The sequence below is a fragment of the Leclercia sp. GLN_9 genome (assembly GCF_043105735.1).
Classification (GTDB): Bacteria; Pseudomonadota; Gammaproteobacteria; order Enterobacterales; family Enterobacteriaceae; genus Enterobacter; species Enterobacter adecarboxylatus.
Window position 1 is genome coordinate 345,824 of record NZ_JBICLV010000026.1, and the last position, 21,482, is coordinate 367,305.

At 56.9% G+C, this 21,482-nt stretch carries 17 protein-coding genes; 9 read left to right on the forward strand and 8 right to left on the reverse strand.

Annotated elements, in window-relative coordinates; genetic code table 11:
- The first annotated feature begins 143 nt into the window (after nt 1-143).
- The 4 genes from fhuA to fhuB are packed head-to-tail and all read left to right on the forward strand — an operon-like array spanning nt 144 to nt 6,078.
- Nucleotides 144-2,354 carry a ferrichrome porin FhuA gene (gene fhuA / locus ACF8PE_RS18375; RefSeq protein ID WP_164539887.1) on the forward strand — a complete coding sequence of 737 codons (2,211 nt, stop codon included), beginning with the start codon at nt 144-146 and terminating at the stop codon, nt 2,352-2,354.
- Nucleotides 2,355-2,408: 54 nt separating this feature from the next.
- Nucleotides 2,409-3,206, forward strand: a complete 798-nt coding sequence (gene fhuC, locus ACF8PE_RS18380) for a Fe3+-hydroxamate ABC transporter ATP-binding protein FhuC (protein ID WP_032616591.1) — start codon at nt 2,409-2,411, stop codon at nt 3,204-3,206.
- Nucleotides 3,206-4,099, forward strand: coding sequence for a Fe(3+)-hydroxamate ABC transporter substrate-binding protein FhuD (gene fhuD, locus ACF8PE_RS18385; protein ID WP_059308704.1), 894 nt, complete (start codon nt 3,206-3,208; stop codon nt 4,097-4,099). Before fhuC ends, fhuD begins: the two co-directional genes overlap by 1 nt.
- Nucleotides 4,096-6,078, forward strand: a complete 1,983-nt coding sequence (gene fhuB, locus ACF8PE_RS18390) for a Fe(3+)-hydroxamate ABC transporter permease FhuB (protein ID WP_392495152.1) — start codon at nt 4,096-4,098, stop codon at nt 6,076-6,078. Before fhuD ends, fhuB begins: the two co-directional genes overlap by 4 nt.
- Before the next feature lie 107 nt (nt 6,079-6,185).
- On the opposite strand, the gene hemL is transcribed toward fhuB, so the two are convergent.
- Complete coding sequence (hemL, locus tag ACF8PE_RS18395; protein ID WP_059308702.1) at nt 6,186-7,466, reverse strand: glutamate-1-semialdehyde 2,1-aminomutase; 1,281 nt, start codon at nt 7,464-7,466, stop codon at nt 6,186-6,188.
- 177 nt (nt 7,467-7,643) lie between these two features.
- Between hemL and clcA the strand changes: the two genes are divergently transcribed.
- Both clcA and erpA read left to right on the forward strand, forming a co-directional pair.
- Nucleotides 7,644-9,020, forward strand: a complete 1,377-nt coding sequence (clcA, locus tag ACF8PE_RS18400) for a H(+)/Cl(-) exchange transporter ClcA (RefSeq protein ID WP_032616596.1) — start codon at nt 7,644-7,646, stop codon at nt 9,018-9,020.
- Between the two features lie 79 nt (nt 9,021-9,099).
- A complete protein-coding gene (erpA, locus tag ACF8PE_RS18405) occupies nt 9,100-9,444 on the forward strand; it encodes an iron-sulfur cluster insertion protein ErpA (protein WP_032616597.1) in 345 nt (114 codons plus the stop codon).
- A gap of 92 nt (nt 9,445-9,536) precedes the next feature.
- On the opposite strand, the gene ACF8PE_RS18410 is transcribed toward erpA, so the two are convergent.
- From ACF8PE_RS18410 to mtnN, 3 genes are read right to left on the reverse strand one after another with little or no spacing between them, the layout of a single operon-like run.
- Entirely contained in the window at nt 9,537-10,163 is a 627-nt protein-coding gene (locus ACF8PE_RS18410; protein ID WP_032616598.1) for a TRIC cation channel family protein, read from the reverse strand.
- A 17-nt stretch (nt 10,164-10,180) separates the two neighbouring features.
- Nucleotides 10,181-10,981 (reverse strand): vitamin B12 ABC transporter substrate-binding protein BtuF, encoded by an 801-nt coding sequence (gene btuF, locus ACF8PE_RS18415; protein WP_317519105.1) that lies wholly within the window; start codon nt 10,979-10,981, stop codon nt 10,181-10,183.
- Nucleotides 10,974-11,672, reverse strand: coding sequence for a 5'-methylthioadenosine/S-adenosylhomocysteine nucleosidase (mtnN, locus tag ACF8PE_RS18420; RefSeq protein ID WP_032616601.1), 699 nt, complete (start codon nt 11,670-11,672; stop codon nt 10,974-10,976). Before mtnN ends, btuF begins: the two co-directional genes overlap by 8 nt.
- Before the next feature lie 82 nt (nt 11,673-11,754).
- On the opposite strand from mtnN, the gene dgt reads away from it, so the two are divergent.
- The 3 genes from dgt to cdaR all read left to right on the forward strand — a co-directional run bounded on the left by dgt (nt 11,755) and on the right by cdaR (nt 16,150).
- On the forward strand, nt 11,755-13,269 hold the full coding sequence (gene dgt, locus ACF8PE_RS18425; protein WP_392495153.1) for a dGTPase: 1,515 nt from the start codon (nt 11,755-11,757) through the stop codon (nt 13,267-13,269).
- Between the two features lie 130 nt (nt 13,270-13,399).
- Complete coding sequence (gene degP / locus ACF8PE_RS18430) at nt 13,400-14,833, forward strand: serine endoprotease DegP (RefSeq protein WP_032616603.1); 1,434 nt, start codon at nt 13,400-13,402, stop codon at nt 14,831-14,833.
- Nucleotides 14,834-14,992: 159 nt separating this feature from the next.
- Nucleotides 14,993-16,150, forward strand: coding sequence for a DNA-binding transcriptional regulator CdaR (cdaR, locus tag ACF8PE_RS18435; RefSeq protein WP_317519107.1), 1,158 nt, complete (start codon nt 14,993-14,995; stop codon nt 16,148-16,150).
- A gap of 126 nt (nt 16,151-16,276) precedes the next feature.
- Here the strand turns inward: cdaR and ACF8PE_RS18440 are convergent, their stop codons facing one another.
- The 4 genes from ACF8PE_RS18440 to map form a co-directional block, all read right to left on the reverse strand.
- The gene (locus tag ACF8PE_RS18440; RefSeq protein WP_032616607.1) at nt 16,277-16,666 is read right to left on the reverse strand and encodes a DUF3461 family protein; all 390 of its coding nucleotides are present in this window, start codon (nt 16,664-16,666) and stop codon (nt 16,277-16,279) included.
- Nucleotides 16,667-16,777: 111 nt separating this feature from the next.
- A complete protein-coding gene (gene dapD / locus ACF8PE_RS18445; RefSeq protein WP_008501915.1) occupies nt 16,778-17,602 on the reverse strand; it encodes a 2,3,4,5-tetrahydropyridine-2,6-dicarboxylate N-succinyltransferase in 825 nt (274 codons plus the stop codon).
- 31 nt (nt 17,603-17,633) lie between these two features.
- Nucleotides 17,634-20,309, reverse strand: coding sequence for a bifunctional uridylyltransferase/uridylyl-removing protein GlnD (glnD, locus tag ACF8PE_RS18450; RefSeq protein WP_392495154.1), 2,676 nt, complete (start codon nt 20,307-20,309; stop codon nt 17,634-17,636).
- 62 nt (nt 20,310-20,371) lie between these two features.
- Complete coding sequence (gene map, locus ACF8PE_RS18455; protein WP_392495155.1) at nt 20,372-21,166, reverse strand: type I methionyl aminopeptidase; 795 nt, start codon at nt 21,164-21,166, stop codon at nt 20,372-20,374.
- Between the last annotated feature and the right edge of the window lie 316 nt (nt 21,167-21,482).

Here is a 21,482-nt window from a genome sequence, read left to right on the forward strand (position 1 = left end):
TTCCATTGTTTAATTCTTATACCCTCAATTCCTGTAGGGCCGCATATCACTTGCTATGCCGTGAATGTTTCGCATAATATGCTGCGGTCATAATAATAATTCTCGTTTACGTTATCATTCACGCTTCCATCAGAGACATACCAATGGCGCATTCAAAAACTGCTCAGCCAATGCAATCTTCGCTGCGTAAAATCGCAGTCGTTGTAGCCACAGCGGTTAGCGGCATGTCTGCTTACGCTCAGGCTGCTGACACCCCTAAAAAAGAAGAAACCATCACCGTAACCGCAGCACCTGCTGCGCAGGAAAGTGCCTGGGGTCCGTCACCGACGATTGCGGCAAAACGCACCGCAACGGCGACCAAAACAGATACGCCTGTTGAAAAGACACCGCAGTCTATTTCAGTGGTAACCCGTGAAGAGATGGATATGAAGCAGCCGGGCACGGTTAAACAAGCCCTGGCCTACACGCCAAGCGTCTTTGCTACACGCGGTGCCTCCACGACCTACGACGTGGTCTCTATTCGTGGCTTCACGACTTCCAGCACAGTGAATACTAACCAGTATCTGGATGGGATGAAGCTGCAGGGTGATAACTATTCTGAAGCGTCCATGGATCCGTATTTCCTTGAACGTGTTGAATTACTGCGTGGCCCAACATCCGTCCTGTACGGCAAAAGCCACCCAGGCGGCGTGGTAAGCATGGTCAGCAAGCGTCCGACCACCGAGCCGCTGAAAGAAGTTCAGTTCAAGATGGGTACCGATAACCTGTGGCAAACCGGGTTTGATTTCAGCGATGCGATCGACGATGACGGCGTGTGGTCATACCGCCTCACCGGGCTGGGCCGCAGTGAGAATGCGCAACAGGAGATGGTTAAGTCTACCCGTTACGCTATTGCTCCATCCTTTAGCTGGCGTCCTGACGACAAAACCGATTTCACTTTCCTGAGCAACTTCCAAAGCGATCCGGATGCGGGCTATTACGGCTGGCTGCCGCGGGAAGGTACAGTAGTGCCTTACTATGACGCTAACGGAAAGGCACACAAGCTGCCGACCGATTTTAACGAAGGTGAAGAAGACAATAAGATCTCCCGTCGTCAGAAGATGGTGGGTTACAGCTTCGCGCATGAATTTGACGATACCTTTACCCTGCGTCAAAACCTGCGTTACACCAAAATCAACACGCTTTACCGCTCGGTCTACGGCAACGGATATATCGCCCCGGCACAAATTAGCCGCGCCTATGTACGTTCTGATGAAGATCTGAACTCGTTCACGGTAGATACCCAGCTTCAGTCCAAATTTGCCACCGGTGCCGTCGATCATACTCTGTTAACGGGTGTTGATTACCTGCGCATGCGTAACGACATTGATGCTGACTACGGCACCGCTGACCCTATCAGCATGACCAATCCGCAGCATGACAACGCGAATATCAATGTGAACTTCCCGTATGCCGTGCTTAATCGTCAGGAACAAACGGGCCTGTACGCACAAGATCAGGCTGAATGGGATAAATGGGTTCTGACTCTCGGCGGACGCTATGATTTCGCTAAAACGTCCACGCTGACACGTTCCTCTAACACTACGGCCGAAATCAACGATCAGGCGTTCACCTGGCGTGGTGGGATCAACTATCTGTTCGATAACGGTATCACGCCGTACTTTAGCTACAGCGAATCCTTTGAGCCAATCTCCGGCGGAACGCAGGGCGGCAAGCCTTTCGATCCGGCGCGCGGTAAGCAGTATGAAGCGGGCGTGAAATACGTACCGAAAGATCTGCCTGTTGTTGTGACGGCTGCCGTGTACCAGCTGACCAAAAACAACAACCTGACTGCCGATCCGGCGAACCCGACCAGTGGCTTTAGCGTGCAGGGCGGTGAAATCCGCTCACGTGGTTTCGAACTCGAAGCCAAAGCCGCGGTATCAGCCAACGTTGATGTGACGGCGTCCTACAGCTACACCGATGCAGAATACACACACGATACCTGGTATGAAGGCCGTCGTCCGGCGGAAGTGCCACGTAACATGGCTTCTCTGTGGGCGGATTACACCTTCCACGAGACGGCACTGAGCGGTCTGACTGTGGGTGCAGGTACGCGTTATATCGGTAACACTGTTTCCTACTATTCCGCCGCCTCTCCAAAAGCGTATCAGTCATTTAACGTGTCGGGCTATGCGCTGGCGGATGCGACCGTGAAATACGATCTGGCGCGCTTTGGGCTGCCGGGTTCATCAGTCGGTGTCAATGTGAACAACATCTTTGATCGCGAATACGTCTCCAGCTGCTATAGCGAATATGCATGCTACTGGGGTGCAGAGCGCCAGGTTGTTGCGACCGCGACCTTCCGCTTCTGATCTTTAAATTTGGGCACGATTTTCGTGCCCTTTTCTTTACTTAAGTTGGCTAACATGCAGGAAAACAACCCGCAATCTGATACCACTTTTGCACTCGATAGCATCTCCTTTCGCGTTCCCGGACGCACGCTGCTGCATCCACTTTCGCTGACCTTTCCCGCAGGCCAGGTGACGGGTCTGATCGGCCATAACGGCTCCGGCAAATCCACCTTACTGAAAATGCTTGGCCGCCATCAGCCGCCGTCTGAGGGCGATATTCTGCTCGACGGACAGCCGCTGGAGAGCTGGAACAGCAAAGCCTTTGCCCGCAAGGTCGCCTATCTGCCCCAGCAACTGCCACAGGCGGAAGGTATGACCGTGCGCGAACTGGTGGCGATTGGCCGTTATCCCTGGCACGGTGCATTAGGCCGCTTCGGCGTGGCCGACCGCGAGAAAGTGGAAGAGGCGATTACGCTGGTAGGATTAAAGCCGCTGGCCCATCGTCTGGTGGATAGCCTGTCCGGCGGCGAACGCCAGCGCGCGTGGATCGCCATGCTGGTGGCGCAGGACAGCCGTTGTTTACTGCTGGATGAACCGACCTCGGCTCTCGACATTGCCCATCAGGTGGACGTGCTGGCGCTGGTGCATCGCTTAAGCCAGCAGCGTGGGCTGACGGTGATTGCGGTGCTGCACGACATCAACATGGCGGCGCGTTACTGCGACTATCTGGTGGCGCTGCGCGGTGGCGAGATGATTGCCCAGGGTACGCCTGCCGAGCTGATGCGCAGTGAAACGCTGGAACACATTTACGGGATCCCAATGGGGATCCTGCCGCATCCTGCCGGAGCGGCACCGGTGAGCTTTGTCTATTGATGCCTGAGTTAACACATATTAGCCGTCGTCGTCTGTTGACGGCCATGGCCCTCTCGCCGCTGCTGTGGAAAATGGGCACGGCGCATGCCGCCGCGGCCGTCGATCCTCATCGCATTGTGGCCCTCGAGTGGTTGCCGGTCGAGCTGCTGCTGGCGCTTGGCGTCACCCCCTACGGCGTGGCCGACATTCCCAACTACAGCCTGTGGGTGAACGAGCCTCGGCTGCCGGAAACGGTGATCGACATTGGCCTGCGTACCGAACCCAATCTCGAACTGCTCACGCAGATGAAACCGTCGTACCTGGTCTGGTCGGCAGGGTATGGGCCATCAGAAGAGAAGCTGGCGCGGATTGCGCCGGGGCGCGGGTTCGCCTTTAGCGACGGTAAAAAACCCCTGGCCAACGCCCGCAAATCCTTAACCGAGATGGCACAGCTGCTGAACATGGAAGCGGCTGCCCGATCGCATCTGGATCATTTTGACAGCGTGATCGACAGCTACAAACCGCGTTTTGCTGGCCGTGGCGACCGACCGCTGCTGATGGTGACCCTGCTCGATGCCCGCCATATGCTGGTGTTTGGCAACAACTGCCTGTTCCAGGAAGTGCTGGATCGCTATGGGATTAAAAACGCCTGGGAAGGGGAGATGACCTTCTGGGGCAGTACCACCGTGGGCATCGACCGTCTGGCCATGTTCCGTGATGTGGATGTGCTGTGCTTCGATCATGGCAATGAGCGCGAGATGCAGACATTAATGGCGACGCCGCTGTGGCAGGCGATGCCGTTTGTCCGCCAGCAGCGCGTCAAGCGCGTGCCCGCGGTGTGGTTCTACGGCGCTACCCTGTCGGCGATGCACTTTGCCCGTGTGCTAGACAGCGCGCTGGGAGGCCAGGCATGAAGTCACGGATAACCCTTTTCCCGGCGCTGCTGATGGCGCTGCTACTGGTGGTCGCGCTGGGCCTAACCTGGTGGAACCTGAATCTGGCGCTGCCGCGCGCGCAGTGGGGGAGTGCCTTAATCGCCCCCGATATCGACAATATTCAACAGATGCTGTTCCACTACAGCCTGCTGCCGCGGCTGGCGATCTCGCTGCTGGTGGGCGCAGGGCTTGGGCTGGTGGGCGTGCTCTTCCAGCAGGTATTACGTAACCCGCTGGCAGAGCCGACGACCCTTGGCGTGGCGACGGGTGCCCAACTGGGGATGACGATCATCACGCTGTGGGCGCTCCCGGGCGTACTGGCGGCGCAGTTTGCCGCGCTGGTGGGCGCTTGCGTCGTCGGCGCGATTGTCTTTGGCGTGGCCTGGGGTAAACGCCTCTCGCCGGTGACGCTGATCCTCGCCGGGCTGGTGGTGAGCCTCTACTGCGGCGCGGTCAACCAGCTGCTGGTGATCTTCCATCATGACCAGCTGCAGAGTATGTTCCTCTGGAGCACCGGGACGCTGACACAAACCGACTGGAGCATCGTTCAGCGTCTGTGGCCGCAGCTGCTCGGCGGCGTGCTGTTGACCCTGCTGCTGCTGCGTCCGCTTACCCTGATGGGGCTGGACGATGGCGTGGCGCGCAACCTCGGTCTGGCGCTGTCGCTGGCCCGTCTGGCGGCGCTGACGCTGGCGATTGTCATCAGCGCCCTGCTGGTGAATGCGGTCGGCATCATCGGTTTTATCGGCCTGTTCGCGCCGCTGCTGGCAAAAATGCTCGGCGCGCGCCGTTTGCTCTCCCGGCTGATCCTCGCCCCACTGATTGGTGCCCTGATCCTTTGGCTGTCTGACCAGGTGATCCTCTGGCTGACGCGGGTATGGATGGAAGTCTCGACCGGTTCGGTCACGGCGCTGATTGGCGCGCCGCTGCTGCTGTGGCTGCTGCCACGCCTGCGCAGCATGAGCGCCCCGGCGATGAACGCGGGCGATAAAGTGAGCGCCGAGCGTCATCATGTCTTGTGGTTTGCCCTGGCGGGTGGCGCAGTACTGATGCTGGCGGTGATTGCGGCGCTGGCGTTTGGCCGTGATGCCCAGGGCTGGCACTGGGCGAGCGGGGCGATGCTCGATGAGCTGCTGCCGTGGCGCGCGCCGCGTATTTTCGCCGCGCTGATTGCCGGGGTGATGCTGGCGGTAGCGGGCTGCATTATCCAGCGTTTGACCGGCAACCCGATGGCAAGCCCGGAAGTGCTGGGGATCAGCTCCGGTGCAGCGTTCGGCGTGGTGTTGATGCTCTTCTTCGTGCCGGGTAATGCCTTCGGCTGGCTGATGCCTGCGGGCAGTATCGGTGCAGCGGTCACGCTGCTGATCATCATGATTGCCGCCGGAAGGGGCGGCTTCTCGCCGCACCGGATGCTGCTGGCGGGGATGGCGCTGAGTACCGCCTTCACCATGCTGCTGATGATGCTGCAGGCGAGCGGCGATCCGCGGATGGCGCAGATCCTGACCTGGATTTCCGGTTCAACCTATAACGCCACGACCGAACAGGTGGTGAGCACGGGGGTGGCGATGATTATTCTGCTGGCCCTGGTGCCGCTGTGTCGTCGCTGGCTGACGGTACTGCCGCTGGGGGGCGACACTGCGCGTTCAGTGGGGATGGCGCTGAGCGCCTCGCGTATCGGCCTGCTGTTGCTGGCGGCGTCGCTTACGGCTACCGCTACTTTGACCATTGGGCCGCTGAGCTTTATCGGGCTGATGGCACCGCACATTGCGCGGATGATGGGGTTCCGCCGGACGATGCCGCATATTGTGATGTCGGCCTTAACGGGGGGAATACTGCTGGTGTTCGCTGACTGGTGTGGCCGGATGGTGTTGTTCCCGTATCAGATCCCGGCGGGGCTGTTGTCCACCTTTATCGGGGCTCCGTACTTTATCTATCTGCTGCGCAAGCAGAGCCGATAAAAAAAGCCGGGTGGCGCTAACGCCCACCCGGCCTGCGGTTGATTTGCTGCCTCTTCCTGTGGGAGAAGAGTGGGGTGAGGGCATCAGGCCGCACCCCGCAAACCTTATCAGAGCTTCGCAAACACCCGACGCGCCGCGTCGATGGTGTTATTGATATCCTCTTCGCTGTGCGCAACCGACATAAAGCCTGCCTCAAACGCTGATGGTGCCAGATAAACACCTTCCTCCAGCATCAGATGGAAGAAACGCTTGAAGCGCTCAACGTCGCACTTCACCACATCCTGATAGCAGGTCACGGTTTTCGCGTCGGTGAAGAAGATGCCGAACATGCCGCCGACATGGTTCACCACCAGTGGAATACCCGCGTCTTCAGCCGCCTCCAGCAGGCCGTTTGCCAGCTGGGTGGTACGCTCGGTAAGGGTAGTATGAATACCCGGCTGCGCCACTTCGTTTAAGCAGGCGAAACCGGCCGCCATGGCAATCGGGTTACCGGAGAGCGTACCCGCCTGATAGACCGGGCCAGTTGGCGCCAACGCGTCCATCACCTCTTTACGACCACCAAAAGCCCCCACCGGCATGCCGCCGCCGATGATTTTGCCCAGGCAGGTCAGGTCCGGCACCACGTCGTAGTACGCCTGTGCGCCTGCGAGGGCTACGCGGAAACCGGTCATCACTTCGTCGATAATCAGCAGCGCGCCGAACTCGTCGCACAGCGCACGCAGACCCTGCAGGAAGCCAGGCTGCGGTGGAATGCAGTTCATGTTGCCTGCCACCGGTTCGACGATAATGCAGGCGATCGCCTGCGGGTTCAGTTCAAAGGCTGCGCGCACCGAGTCGAGATCGTTATAGGTGCAGGTCAGGGTGTGTTTGGCGAAGTCTGCCGGCACGCCCGGAGAGTTCGGCTGGCCGAGGGTCAGCGCGCCAGAACCGGCTTTCACCAGCAGGCAATCCGCGTGGCCGTGGTAGCAGCCTTCGAATTTGATGATTTTGTCGCGGCCAGTAAAGCCACGCGCCAGACGGATGGCGCTCATGGTCGCTTCGGTACCGGAGTTCACCATGCGCACCATATCCATGGTTGGCACCAGCTCGGTTACCAGCGCCGCCATTTTTACTTCCATCTCGGTAGGTGCCCCGAAGCTTAACCCGCGCTGCGCCGCTTCGATCACCGCGTTGCGGATGGCCGGGTGATTGTGACCCAGCACCATCGGCCCCCATGAGCCGACATAGTCGATATAGGCTTTACCATCCACATCGTACAGATAGGCGCCATCGGCACGTTCGATAAACAGCGGTGTCCCGCCCACGCCGGTAAAGGCACGGACCGGGGAGTTAACACCGCCAGGGATAAGCTCGCGGGCTGCACTGTAGAGGTTTTCAGACTTGCTCATGGCGTGGTTCCTGGCTCGTATAAAATGATTAAGCCCGCTATTCTAAGTGATTCGTGGAAGGTTATGAAATTTTTGCCCCATTAATGCATTAACAATTGTTAAGCAATTTTCCGAAGACGGCCGGGCGGTCTCTGGTAAACTCCCTGTGGCGATTTGTATGACGAAAACTAACAGGCCATGAAAGCAGATTCTCCCTCATTTGAACAACAACAGTTTGCGCGTGCGCGATCCCGTATCAGCATCCGGCGGCTGCTCAATCGCGATAAAACCCCGCTGGCAATTTTGCTGGGCGCAGCGGTGGTCGGCACGCTGGCGGGGCTGGTAGGCGTCGCATTCGAAAAAGCCGTCAATGCCGTGCTTAACTGGCGTATCGGCACCGTTGCGGGTTATGCCGATCGTGAAGGGCTGGTCTGGATCCTGGCGTTTGGTTTATCCGCTGTGTTGGCGATGGTCGGTTATTTTCTGGTGCGTAAATTCGCCCCGGAAGCGGGCGGCTCGGGGATCCCTGAGATAGAAGGGGCGCTTGAAGAGCTGCGCCCGGTTCGCTGGTGGCGCGTCCTTCCCGTTAAGTTTATTGGCGGAATGGGGACGCTGGGTGCGGGGATGGTGCTTGGGCGAGAAGGGCCGACCGTACAGTTGGGCGGTAATATTGGCCGTATGGTCAGCGATCTGTTCAGGATGCGCAGCGCCGAAGCACGCCATACGCTGCTGGCAACCGGTGCCGCCGCGGGGCTTTCCGCCGCGTTTAATGCCCCGCTGGCGGGGATCCTGTTTATCATCGAAGAGATGCGGGCTCAGTTTCGCTATAACCTGATCTCGATTAAAGCGGTCTTTACCGGCGTGATTATGTCGAGCATTGTCTTCCGGCTTTTCAATGGCGAAGGGGCGGTTATTGAGGTCGGTAAATTGACCAACGCGCCGGTCAATACGCTGTGGTTGTATCTGATCCTCGGCATGATTTTTGGCATTGTAGGCCCGCTGTTTAATGCCCTTATTATTCGCGCTCAGGATATGTTCCAGCGGATCCACGGCGGCAACACGACCAAATGGGTGCTGGTGGGCGGCCTGCTGGGGGGCGTGTGCGGCGTGCTGGGCTTTATCGAACCTAACGCGGCAGGCGGTGGCTTTGGCCTGATCCCCATTGCGGCGGCGGGTAATTTTAGCATCGGCCTGTTGCTGTTTATGTTTATCTCCCGGGTGATCACCACCGTACTCTGCTTCTCCTCCGGCGCGCCTGGTGGCATTTTTGCCCCGATGCTGGCGTTAGGTACGTTGCTGGGAACGGCCTTTGGCATGGCTGCCGCCGCAGGCTTCCCGGCGTATCATCTTGAGGCTGGCACCTTTGCCGTCGCCGGAATGGGGGCGCTGCTGGCGGCATCGTTGCGCGCGCCACTGACCGGGATCGTGCTGGTGCTGGAGATGACCGACAATTACCAGCTCATTTTGCCAATGATCATTACCTGTCTGGGGGCCACACTATTAGCCCAGTTCCTCGGCGGAAAACCGCTATACTCCACCATTCTTGCCCGTACCCTGGCGAAGCAGAATACTTGAATGAATTACCAGGGTATTAGATAATGGCAACAAGAATTGGGTGATTTTTACCCACTAGCAGTATTCATGGGAGCATAAGATGAGTGATGACGTAGCGCTGCCGTTGCAGTTTACCGAAGCAGCAGCCAAAAAAGTAAAAGACCTGATTGCCGATGAAGACAACCCAGAGCTGAAATTGCGTGTTTACATTACTGGCGGCGGCTGCAGCGGCTTCCAGTATGGTTTCACCTTTGACGATCAGGTTAACGACGGTGACATGACCATCGAGAAGCAGGGCGTTGCGCTGGTCGTTGACCCGATGAGCCTGCAGTATCTGGTGGGCGGCGCGGTGGACTACACCGAAGGTCTGGAAGGTTCCCGCTTTGTGGTGACCAACCCGAACGCAACCAGCACCTGCGGGTGTGGCTCGTCGTTCAGCATTTAAAAGTGTGTGGCCGGGTGCCCTCACCCCGGCCCTCTCCTTACCGGAGAGAGAGCAAACATTAAAAACGGCAACCCTGGGTTGCCGTTTTGCTTTTATGACCTGGCGTTATCATCCAGCGCAAAGGTGGGTAGCTTCAGGTGCCAGCGAATGGCCGCCAGCCGGATCCCCAGCGTGACCACCATCCCCAGCATCGCCGCCTGTTCCAGCGGAACCTGAAATGTGTACCAGGCTGTGGCGTGGACGATCCCACCCAGAATACAGGCGGTGGCGTAAATCTCGGTTCTCAGGATCATCGGCACTTCGCGTGCCAGAATATCGCGGATAATCCCGCCGCCCACGCCGGTGACCACCCCCATACAGATCGCGACCATCGGGCCGGTGCCAGCCATAAAAGCTTTGTTAACCCCAATGCCGACAAAGACCGCGAGGCCTACCGCATCCAGCACCGGTAGCAGCCATTTAGGCAAACGGCGCGGCTGACGGACCAGGATAATGGTTAACATGCAGGTGACCATCGCCACCACCAGATCGGTAGGATCTTTGACCCAGAAAACCGGGCCGTGATCGAGCGCCATGTCGCGGATCGTTCCTCCACCCACGGCGGTGACGACCCCTAACACCAGCACGCCAAACGGGTCCATACGTAATTTACCGGCCAGCAGAACGCCGGAGATCGCAAAAACGGCTGTGCCGAGAATATCCAGCCAATAAACGAGCATCGTGATCCTCGAGAAAATTAGTGGCTCTGCGACAGCGCAGAGCAGAGTTGTTTTGCGGCGAGGATAATACGCGGGCTTGCGCGCTCAAACCAGTCGCTGTTCAGCGCAATCACCGGTATTTTTAGTTGGCTGTGCCAGTATTGTTCTATTTTAGGAATATCGCCCGCAGAACCGGCCACCACAATCGCCTGGGGCTGGCGCGCCAGCACCTGCTCGCGGCTCACCTGGGGCCAGGGGACACGGCTGGACGCGAAGATATTTTCTCCGCCACACAGTTCAACTACCTGATGTTGCAGCGATCCCCGGCTTGTCGTGAACAGCGGCTGTTGGCCGAACTGAATAAATACCCGCTTTTTCGGCACGGTGCCGTAGGTCGCTTTCAGGGAGGCATAATCGGTCAAAATTTTTTGTGCGGCCTGTCGGGCCTGGTCTGGCGTCGGACTCCAGGGCGCAAGATCGCCAAGGGCCTGCGCGATATGTTCAATGCTGGTGGCATCGATCCACTGTACTTTTATCCCGAGCGAGGCCAGCTGGTTTACCTGCCGTTCCGCGTTGCCGCCGCGCCAGGCCAGCACCAGATCGGGCTTCAGGGCGACGATACGTTCAACGTTCATGCCTTGCCAGGTGGCGACCTGCTCAATCTTTGCCGCTTCGGGGGGATAATCGGAAAAGCTGCTGACCCCGATGGGGGTGATCCCGGCGGCAAAGGCCAGTTCGGTATTGGCGGGGGAGAGGGTAATAACACGCGGCGCGGCCAGTAGCCACGCCGGTGCCAGCAGAAATAGCGCCAGAAGCGCCCTGACGAGCAGCTTAACCACGCGCCAGTTTCTGCACCAACGTCTCAACCATCAGGCTGGACTGTTTGGCAGCGACCACGAGGAACTCGTCGAAGCTCAGGTGAGACTGCTGATCCGCGACGTCGGAGATGGCGCGAACCACCACGAAGGGTACGCTGAAGTTATGGCAGACGTGGGCAATGGCGGTGGCTTCCATCTCAACGGCAATCGCCTGCGGGAAGTTATGGCGGATTTTCGCCAGGTTCACGGAACCATTGATAAAGGCATCGCCGCTGACAATCAGGCCACGCACGGCGTTGAGGTTCAATTCTGCGATGCAGCTTTCTGCGGCGGCAATCAGCTTATCATCGGCTTTGAAACCGGCCGGGCAGCCCGGGAGCTGGCCGTATTCGTACCCGAAGGCGGTGACATCGGCGTCGTGATAGCGCGCTTCGTCAGAAACCACGATATCGCCCACTTTCAGGGTGGAGGCCAGGCCGCCCGCAGAGCCAGTGTTAATGATCACGTCTGGCTTGCAGCGTTCCAGCAGCAGAGTTGCGCCCAGCGCGGCGGAAACTTTACCGATACCCGATTTCAGCAGAGCAACTTCAGTACCGTTCAGCGTGCCGGTGTAGATCTCGCAGCCACCCAGAGAGAGGGTCTGACGGTTCTCAATTTTGTCACGCAGCAGCGTAACTTCTTCTTCCATTGCTCCAATAATACCGATTTTCATAGATTTACTCGCGATGTGCCTTGTTAAGATGCATAGTCTATCATGCGCTTCAGGGGAAACGCATTCTCACGCGGGGGAGCACATGGCATCAATCGACTTTCGCACCAAAATTAACTGGCACCGCCGGTACCGCTCTCCGCAGGGGAAAAAGAGCGAACATGAGATCCTGCGGATCTTCGAAAGTGACCGCGGGCGCATCGTCAACTCGCCGGCAATCCGCCGCCTGCAGCAAAAAACGCAGGTTTTCCCCCTCGAACGCAACGCCGCCGTGCGCACCCGCCTGACCCACTCCCTGGAGGTGCAGCAGGTAGGGCGCTATATCGCCAAAGAGATCTTAAGCCGCCTCAAGGAGCAGCGCCTGCTGGACGCCTACGGGCTGGATGAGCTGACCGGGCCGTTTGAAAGCATCGTTGAGATGGCGTGCCTGATGCACGATATCGGTAATCCCCCCTTCGGTCATTTTGGCGAAGCGGCCATCAATGACTGGTTCCGCCAGCGCCTGTTCCCCTCCGATGCTGCCAGCCAGCCCCTGAGCGACGATCGCTGCAGTGTGCAGGCTCTACGGTTGCGTGAAGGCGAAGAGACGCTGAACGGATTGCGACGCAAGGTACGTCAGGATCTGTGTCATTTTGAAGGCAATGCTCAGGGTATCCGTCTGGTGCACTCTCTGATGCGCATGAACCTCACCTGGGCGCAGGTGGGGTGCATTCTGAAATATACCCGCCCCGCCTGGTGGCAGGGCGACCCGCCCGAGACGCACAATTACTTAATGAAAAAACCGGGCTACTATTTCTCGGAAGAGGCGTATATCGAGCGGCTCCGGCAGGAACTTTCTCTCACGCCCTATGGCCGTTTTCCATTGACCTGGATTATGGAAGCGGCAGACGATATTTCCTATTGTGTGGCCGATCTGGAAGATGCGGTAGAGAAAAGAATATTCAGCGTCGAGGGGCTTTATCAGCATCTTTATGATGCCTGGGGCAACCACGAGAAAGGGTCTTTATTTTCCCAGGTGGTGGAAAATGCCTGGGAGAAATCACGCTCCAATTCCCTCAGTCGCAGCACTGAGGATCAGTTCTTTATGTATTTACGCGTCAATACATTAAATAAACTGGTGCCCTATGCGGCTGAGCGTTTTATCGACAATATCGATCAGATTTATCACGGTGAATTCAATCATGCGCTACTGGAAGACGACAGTAGCTTTAGTCAACTGCTTGAGTTATATAAAAATGTCGCCATGCGCCATGTCTTCAGCCACCCTGAGGTCGAGCAGCTGGAATTACAGGGATATCGGGTGATCACCGGCCTGCTGGAGATCTACCGTCCGCTGCTACAATTATCCGCGGAGGAGTTCAGCGAGCTGGTAGAAAAGGAGCGGGTCCGCCGCTTACCGATTGAATCCCGGCTATTCCATAAACTTTCCCCGCGCCATCGGCTGGCGTATGTTGAGTCGGTCAGTAAATTTGATCGGCAGCAGCCGGAATGGCCGGTGCTGGAGTTTTATTATCGCTGCCGCCTGATTCAGGACTATATCAGTGGAATGACAGACTTATATGCCTGGGATGAATACCGCAAGTTGATGGCAGTGGAATAAGGCTGAGTTTTGTAAAGACGGACAATAAATTTTTACTTTTTCCAGAAACTTAATGCCGGAACTAAGCGCGTCGAAACGAATCTGATATACACAGCAATTGTGCGTGACCTGTAAATCGAGATTAAGAAACATGAAAAAAACCACTTTAGCAATGAGTGCACTGGCTCTGAGTTTAGGTTTAGCGTTATCCCCTCTGTCTGCCAGCGCAGCAGAGACTGTCTCTTCCGCAGCCACTGCGCAACAGATGCCAAGCCTGGCACCGATGCTGGAAAAAGTGATGCCTTCGGTGGTGAGTATCAATGTCGAAGGGAGCACCACCGTCAACACGCCGCGCATGCCGCGTAACTTCCAGCAGTTCTTCGGTGACAACTCGCCGTTCTGCCAGGAAGGTTCGCCATTCCAGAGCTCACCGTTCTGCCAGGGCGGGGCGGGTGATGACAACGGCGGCGGCCAGCAGCAGAAGTTTATGGCGTTGGGTTCCGGCGTAATCATTGATGCGGCCAAAGGCTATGTCGTCACCAACAACCACGTGGTGGATAACGCCAGCAGCATCAAAGTTCAGTTGAGCGACGGGCGTAAGCTTGACGCCAAAATGGTCGGAAAAGATCCGCGCTCTGATATCGCTCTGATTCAGATTCAGGATCCGAAAAACCTGACGGCGATTAAGCTGGCTGACTCAGACGCGCTGCGCGTCGGAGACTACACCGTGGCGATCGGTAACCCGTTTGGTCTGGGTGAGACGGTCACCTCCGGTATCGTTTCTGCCCTTGGCCGTAGCGGCCTGAATGCGGAAAACTATGAAAACTTTATCCAGACCGATGCGGCGATCAACCGCGGTAACTCCGGTGGTGCGCTGGTCAACCTGAACGGGGAGCTGATCGGGATTAACACCGCGATCCTCGCCCCGGACGGCGGTAACATCGGCATCGGCTTTGCGATCCCAAGTAACATGGTGAAAAACCTGACCGGTCAGATGGTTGAGTTTGGCCAGGTGAAACGCGGCGAGCTGGGTATCCTCGGCACCGAGCTGAACTCCGAACTGGCGAAAGCCATGAAGGTTGACGCCCAGCGCGGCGCCTTTGTCAGCCAGGTGATGCCAAACTCCTCCGCGGCGAAAGCGGGCATCAAGGCCGGTGACGTGATCACCACCCTGAACGGCAAACCGGTGAGCAGCTTCGCGGCATTGCGCGCAGAAGTCGGCTCCATGCCGGTGGGCAGCAAAGTCTCCCTGGGCCTGCTGCGTGAAGGGAAACCGGTCACGGTGACGCTGGAACTGCAGCAGAGCAGCCAGAATCAGGCGGGTACTGCTACCGCGGTCTTCAGCGGTATCGAAGGTGCGGATATGAGTAATAAGGGCCAGGATAAAGGCGTGTCGGTAGATAATGTCAAAGCCAATAGCCCGGCGGCCCGTATCGGCCTGAAGAAAGGGGACGTCATTATCGGTGCCAACCAGCAGCCGATTAAAAATGTCGAAGAACTGCGCAAGATCCTCGACAGCAAACCATCGGTGCTGGCGCTGAACATCCAGCGTGGCGACACCTCTCTCTATCTGCTGATGCAGTAAGTTGTTCTGCCCCTGTTTCTGTCTGGAAACAGGGGCGTTTTCATCCCTTTCTGTGAACCCTTCCACAAGTCCATACTTCTCCCTGTCAGTTTGTGCATCTGCACAATGCGGCGCGAATTAATCTTCCTTATGCTTGAGCGATGCTCAGAGGAGGGTGACATGGCTGGCTGGCATCTTGATACCAAAATGGCGCAGGATATCGTGGCGCGAACAATGCGCATCATCGACACCAATATTAACGTAATGGATGCTCGTGGCCGAATCATTGGCAGCGGCGATCGTGAGCGTATTGGGGAATTGCACGAAGGTGCGCTATTGGTGCTCTCTCAGGGGCGCGTGGTAGATATCGATGACGCGGTCGCGCGGCATCTGCATGGCGTGCGCCAGGGGATTAACCTGCCGCTGCGTCTGGAAGGCGAGATTGTCGGGGTTATCGGTCTGACCGGTGAGCCGGAATCCTTACGCAAATATGGCGAGCTGGTCTGTATGACGGCAGAGATGATGCTGGAGCAATCCCGCCTGATGCATCTGCTGGCGCAGGACAGCCGCCTGCGCGAAGAGCTGGTGATGAACCTGATCCAGGCGGAAGAGCATACCCCGGCGTTAACGGAGTGGGCGCAGCGTCTGGGCATTGACCTCAACCAGCCCCGCGTGGTGGCGGTCATTGAGGTCGACAGCGGCCAACTGGGCGTCGACAGCGCAATGGTCGAGCTGCAGCAGCTGCAAAACGCGCTGGCGACACCAGAGCGTAATAACCTGGTGGCGATCGTTTCATTAACCGAGATGGTGGTGCTCAAACCGGCATTAAACCAGTTTGGTCGGTGGGATGCGGAAGATCACCGTCGGCGGGTGGAACAGCTGATTGCCCGGATGAAAGAGAATGGGCAACTGCGTTTTCGGGTCGCGTTAGGGAACTACTTTACCGGCCCGGGCAGTATTGCGCGCTCCTGGCGTACTGCCAGAACGACCATGATGGTTGGTAAGCAGCGTATGCCGGAAAACCGCAGCTATTTTTATCAGGAGCTGATGTTGCCGGTGCTGCTCGACAGCCTGCGCGGTGGCTGGCAGGCCAACGAACTGGCGCGCCCGCTGGTACGTTTGAAAGCGATGGATAACAACGGCCTGCTGCGGCGCACGTTACAGGCCTGGTTCCGGCATAACGTGCAGCCACTGGCGACGTCCAAGGCGCTCTTTATTCATCGCAATACGCTGGAATATCGCCTGAACCGTATTTCAGAGTTAACGGGGCTGGATCTGGGGAATTTTGACGATCGGCTGTTGCTATATGTAGCGTTGCAGTTAGACGAGCAGAGATGACGTTGTTTGTCGGGTGATCCGGCCTGTACGGAAACGCAAAACGGCAACCAGAGGTTGCCGTTTTTAGTGTTTGCACTCTCTCCACGTGGGAGATCGCCGGGTGAGGACATCAGGCCGCACCGGGAATTACTTGTTACGGGTCAACTTCTCAAGATCCGCTTCGATTTCCGTGATCTTGTGGGCAACGACGCTTTCCAGATGACGCAGGTCATCCAGGATCTTCCGCTTCAGATCCACCTCAGTGCGATCGCGCTGGCAAATCTGATCCAGCTCATCAATCACATAACGCAGATTAGGGCTGATCTCCTGCACTTCTTTGTAACCCTGACCGATGCCATCGGCAACGACAGTCTTACGCTGACGTGGGTACTTGAACTTCACGCTCTTGGCGAAGAACTCGCCTTTATCCTTGTGGAAATAGATTTTCAGGATATCGTTGTTGGCTTCCTGACGGAGGCTGTAACGGTCAATTTCATCAGGATTAGTAATGCCCAGACTTTTCAGATTATCGTACATAGCGGTACCCTTGATCTCAACATAACCCATGAATAATTCACGAAAAAATCTATTTTCGCCACCCTCAGATATAAAAAAAGCGGGGTTGCCCCCGCTTTTTGTTATACCTGATTAATCGATGGTGCGCAGCAGTTCGTTGATGCCAACTTTGCCGCGGGTTTTCGCATCGACTTTTTTGACGATAACCGCACAGTACAGGCTGTATTTGCCATCTTTTGATGGCAGGTTGCCGGATACCACCACGGAACCTGCCGGTACGCGACCGTAATGCACTTCACCGGTTTCGCGATCGTAAATACGGGTGCTCTGGCCGATGTAAACGCCCATAGAGATCACCGAACCTTCTTCCACGATCACGCCTTCAACCACTTCGGAGCGTGCGCCGATGAAGCAATTGTCTTCGATGATGGTCGGGTTCGCCTGCAGTGGCTCCAGAACACCACCGATACCCACACCGCCAGAAAGGTGAACGTTTTTACCGATCTGCGCACAGGAGCCAACGGTGGCCCAGGTATCAACCATGGTGCCTTCATCAACGTATGCGCCAATGTTCACATAGGATGGCATCAGCACGGTGTTACGCGCGATAAATGCACCCTGGCGAACCGCCGCCGGTGGCACCACACGGAAACCTTCTTTCTGGAAACGCGCTTCGTCGTAATCAGCGAATTTCATTGGCACTTTATCGAAGTAGCGGCTTTCCGCACCGTCGATAACCTGGTTATCGTTAATACGGAAAGAGAGCAGTACCGCTTTCTTCAGCCACTGATGAGTGACCCACTGACCGTCGATTTTTTCGGCTACACGCAGCGCGCCGGAATCAAGCAGAGAAATAACCTGATTAACCGCCTCGCGGGTCACGGTATCCACATTTGCCGGAGTAATTTCGGCGCGACGCTCAAAAGCGGACTCAATAACGTTCTGTAACTGCTGCATAGTTCAACTCTTTCCAGGTAAAAAAAAAACATCACCCTTTATCGTTTGGATTGAGGGCTGCTGTCAACCGTTGTTGCACTTCCTTCTGCAGGGCATTATTAAGCCCACGACGGTCGGCTGTGGCGATTATAAATAAATCTTCTACTCGCTCGCCAATGGTTGTAATTCTGGCGCCGTGCAGCGAAATTCCCAGATCCGCAAAAACCTGTCCAACCCTGGCAAGCAGGCCTGGCTGGTCGAGCGCGATCAGCTCAAGGAAGGATTTCCGGTCGGTATGCGTCGGCAGGAAATTGACCTCGGTATCGACGGTAAAGTGGCGCAGTTTGGCCGGTTGTCTCCGCGGCTGCGGTGGCTGCCAGCTATGTTGGGTGATCGCCTGTTCCAGCCCGTAGCGAATCGGCTCGTGACGGTCGGCCGACAGCGGACTTCCGTCCGGCTCCAGCACAATAAAGGTATCCATCGCCATGCCGTCGCGGGTCGTGAAGATCTGCGCGTCGTGAACGCTGAGGTTACGTCGGTCGAGTTCAGCACAGACCGCAGCAAACAGGTAAGCGCGGTCGGGGCTCCAGATAAAGATCTCCGTTCCCCCGCGGGTCGCCTGCGGGCTAAGCAGGATCAGGGGCTTAGACAGATCGTGCTGCAGCAGATGACGGGCGTGCCAGGCCAGCTGATTCGGGCTATGACGCACAAAATAGTTGGCGCGACAGCGCGCCCAAATCAGATGCAGTGCCTCTTCATTAATACTCTCCATCCGCAACAGTGCCAGAGCCTGCATCTGGTGATGGCGCACGCGTTCGCGCATGTCCGGCGTGCTCTGCATTCCGCGACGCAGCTGCTTCTCGGTGGCGAAATAGAGTTCGCGCAGCAGGCTCTGCTTCCAGCTGTTCCACAGCGTCTCGTTGGTGGCGCAGATGTCAGCCACCGTCAGGCAGACCAGGAAGCGCAGGCGATTCTCGGTCTGCACCTCTTCGGCAAACTGTTTGATCACCTCGGGATCCTGAATATCGCGCCGCTGGGCGGTAACCGACATCAGCAGGTGATGGCGTACCAGCCAGGCAACCAGTTGGGTTTCGCGCGAATTAAGCCCGTGCAGCTCGGCGAATTTCAGCACGTCCTCTGCACCCAGTATTGAGTGGTCGCCGCCGCGCCCTTTGGCGATATCGTGAAACAGGGCGGCAATCAGAATCAGCTCCGGGTTGGTGAGGCGTGGCCAAAGCTCGACGCAAAGCGGGTGGCGGCTGCGCACCTCTTCTTTGGCGAAGCTTTCCAGCTTCAGCATTACGCGGATGGTGTGTTCATCAACGGTATAGGCATGGAAAAGGTCAAACTGCATCTGGCCGACGATATGTGACCACTGCGGCATATAGGCCCAAAGTACGCTGTGACGGTGCATCGGCAGCAGCCCGCGGCTGACCGCACCAGGGTGGCGCAACATGCTCAGAAACAGCGAACGCGCTTCCGGGATATAGCACAGCGGCTGGTTAAGATGGCGGCGGGCGTGACGCAGGTGGCGCAACGTAGTGGAGTAGATCCCGGTGATGGTGCTGTTCCGCACCATGGTGTAGAACATCCGCAGAATCGCTTCCGGCTTACGGATAAACAGCGTCTCGTCACGCAGGTCGATCAGGGTGCCGCGCAGCTGGAATTCATCATCAATTGGACGCGGCTTTTCATCGGCGGTAAGCGCCAGGATCGCCTCATCGAAAAGCTGCAACAGCATCTGATTCAGTTCACCCACGCGACGGGTCACGCGGAAGAAGTCCTTCATCATCTGCTCGACCGGTTCGTTACCTTCGCCGCTGTAGTGCAGGCGCTGGGCGACGCTTAGCTGGCGGTCAAACAGCAGACGGTTGTCGTAGCGGGTAACTTCAAGATGCAGGGCGAAACGGATGCGCCACAGCAGATGCAGACACTCATTCAGCTCGGTACGTTCGGCCTCGGTGAGGAAACCAAACCCGACCATCTCATCCAGCGAGGTGGCGCCGAAATGGCGGCGGGCGACCCATTGCAGGGTATGGATATCGCGCAGGCCACCCGGGCTGCTTTTGATATCCGGCTCCAGGTTGTAGCTGGTGCCGTGGTAACGCTGGTGGCGCACCTGCTGCTCATCGACCTTCGCGGCGAAGAACTTCTCTGATGGCCAGAAGCCGTCGCTGAAAATGTGCTTTTGCAGCTCCAGAAACAGGGCCACGTCGCCAATCAGCATGCGGGTTTCAATCAGGTTGGTGGCGACGGTGAGATCGGATAACCCTTCCAGCAGACACTCTTCCAGGGTTCGCACGCTGTGGCCGATTTCAAGTTTGACATCCCACAGCAGGGTCAGCAGCTCACCGATTTTTTGCGCCTGTTCATCAGGCAGCTTTTTCCGGCTCAGGATCAGAAGGTCAATATCCGAAAGAGGGTGCAGCTCGCCACGGCCATAGCCGCCGACCGCGACCAGCGCCACATCGCCCAACTGACCAAAACCGTAGTCAATCCATAAGCGTTGCAGGAGCTGATCGATAAATTCCGTGCGCGCCTCAATAAGCGCTTCAGCGGAGATCCCGCTATCAAAGGCCTCCCCCAGCCAGCGCTGGAAGATATCGATATGCGCTTTGATGCCAGCGCAGGTCAGCTCGGCCGTCGGCCAGACGCCGGGGTTATCCGGCTGGCCAGGCAGGGTGGGGAGTGCCGTATTGGCATACTGTTCGGGTAAAAGGTTACTCATTGCGCGCCACCCATAAGAAAAAACGATAGCCATTAAAAAAGCCGGCATTTGCCGGCTTCTTATCATGCGTCTTGCGAGAGTATCGCCGGGATGGTGTCATCCTTGCGTAACGTCAAAATTTCGCAGCCGTTGTCGGTCACCACAATAGTATGCTCGTACTGGGCAGACAAGCTCCGGTCTTTAGTTTTCACCGTCCAGCCATCTTTCATGGTACGGATGCGGTAATCACCCGAGTTGACCATCGGCTCAATGGTGAAGGTCATGCCCGCCTGCAGCACTACGCCGCCGTCATCCGCATCATAGTGCAGAACCTGTGGCTCTTCATGGAAGACACGGCCAATACCGTGACCGCAGTATTCGCGGACCACAGAGAAACCCTGTGCTTCAACAAATTTCTGGATCGCCGCACCGATGGTACGCAGGCGAATACCCGGCTTGACCATCTTCAGCGCCAGATAAAGGCTATCCTGCGTCACTTTACACAGACGCTCGCCCAGAATAGTCGGTTTGCCGACGATGAACATTTTGGAGGTGTCGCCGTGGTACTCGTCTTTAATAACGGTCACGTCGATGTTAACGATGTCGCCGTCTTTCAGCAGTTTTTCGTCATCCGGGATGCCGTGACAGACCACTTCATTAATAGAGATACACACGGATTTCGGGAAGCCGTGGTAGCCAAGGCAAGCGGAGACCGCCTGCTGCTCATTCACGATGTAATCATTACAGATGCGGTCCAGTTCGCCGGTGCTAACGCCCGGTTTTACGAACGGCTCGATCATTTCCAGCACTTCAGCGGCCAGACGACCGGCGACGCGCATCTTTTCAATTTCTTCAGGTTTCTTAATAGAGATAGCCATGTAATCTGTCCATCAGTGTCGTTTTTTTCGACAATACTAGTCTAAGTGTTGTCAATGGTATCAGTCTGGCGCACATGCTGCCAAATTGAGATTCCCTCACCGCACACACCGCCAACAATTGTTGGTTTCGGGTAGCATTTTGTGGTATAAAGCGCGCCGGACTTCCGATCCATTTCAGATACACAGAATGGACGGGAGCGACAAATCTCACTTTGTGTAACAACACACACGTATCGGCACATATTCCGGGGTGCCCTTTGGGGTCGGTAATATGGGATACGTGGAGGCATAACCCCAACTTTTAAATAGAGGTTTT

What these genes read in the sequence shown, in the direction of transcription:
- fhuA (WP_164539887.1), top strand. Translation starts at nt 144, where the DNA reads ATGGCGCATTCAAAAACTGCTCAGCCAATGCAATCTTCGCTGCGTAAA.
- fhuC (WP_032616591.1), top strand. Translation starts at nt 2,409, where the DNA reads ATGCAGGAAAACAACCCGCAATCTGATACCACTTTTGCACTCGATAGC.
- fhuD (WP_059308704.1), top strand. Translation starts at nt 3,206, where the DNA reads ATGCCTGAGTTAACACATATTAGCCGTCGTCGTCTGTTGACGGCCATG.
- fhuB (WP_392495152.1), top strand. Translation starts at nt 4,096, where the DNA reads ATGAAGTCACGGATAACCCTTTTCCCGGCGCTGCTGATGGCGCTGCTA.
- hemL (WP_059308702.1), bottom strand. Translation starts at nt 7,466, where the DNA reads ATGAGCAAGTCTGAAAACCTCTACAGTGCAGCCCGCGAGCTTATCCCT.
- clcA (WP_032616596.1), top strand. Translation starts at nt 7,644, where the DNA reads ATGAAAGCAGATTCTCCCTCATTTGAACAACAACAGTTTGCGCGTGCG.
- erpA (WP_032616597.1), top strand. Translation starts at nt 9,100, where the DNA reads ATGAGTGATGACGTAGCGCTGCCGTTGCAGTTTACCGAAGCAGCAGCC.
- ACF8PE_RS18410 (WP_032616598.1), bottom strand. Translation starts at nt 10,163, where the DNA reads ATGCTCGTTTATTGGCTGGATATTCTCGGCACAGCCGTTTTTGCGATC.
- mtnN (WP_032616601.1), bottom strand. Translation starts at nt 11,672, where the DNA reads ATGAAAATCGGTATTATTGGAGCAATGGAAGAAGAAGTTACGCTGCTG.
- dgt (WP_392495153.1), top strand. Translation starts at nt 11,755, where the DNA reads ATGGCATCAATCGACTTTCGCACCAAAATTAACTGGCACCGCCGGTAC.
- degP (WP_032616603.1), top strand. Translation starts at nt 13,400, where the DNA reads ATGAAAAAAACCACTTTAGCAATGAGTGCACTGGCTCTGAGTTTAGGT.
- cdaR (WP_317519107.1), top strand. Translation starts at nt 14,993, where the DNA reads ATGGCTGGCTGGCATCTTGATACCAAAATGGCGCAGGATATCGTGGCG.
- ACF8PE_RS18440 (WP_032616607.1), bottom strand. Translation starts at nt 16,666, where the DNA reads ATGTACGATAATCTGAAAAGTCTGGGCATTACTAATCCTGATGAAATT.
- dapD (WP_008501915.1), bottom strand. Translation starts at nt 17,602, where the DNA reads ATGCAGCAGTTACAGAACGTTATTGAGTCCGCTTTTGAGCGTCGCGCC.
- glnD (WP_392495154.1), bottom strand. Translation starts at nt 20,309, where the DNA reads ATGAGTAACCTTTTACCCGAACAGTATGCCAATACGGCACTCCCCACC.
- map (WP_392495155.1), bottom strand. Translation starts at nt 21,166, where the DNA reads ATGGCTATCTCTATTAAGAAACCTGAAGAAATTGAAAAGATGCGCGTC.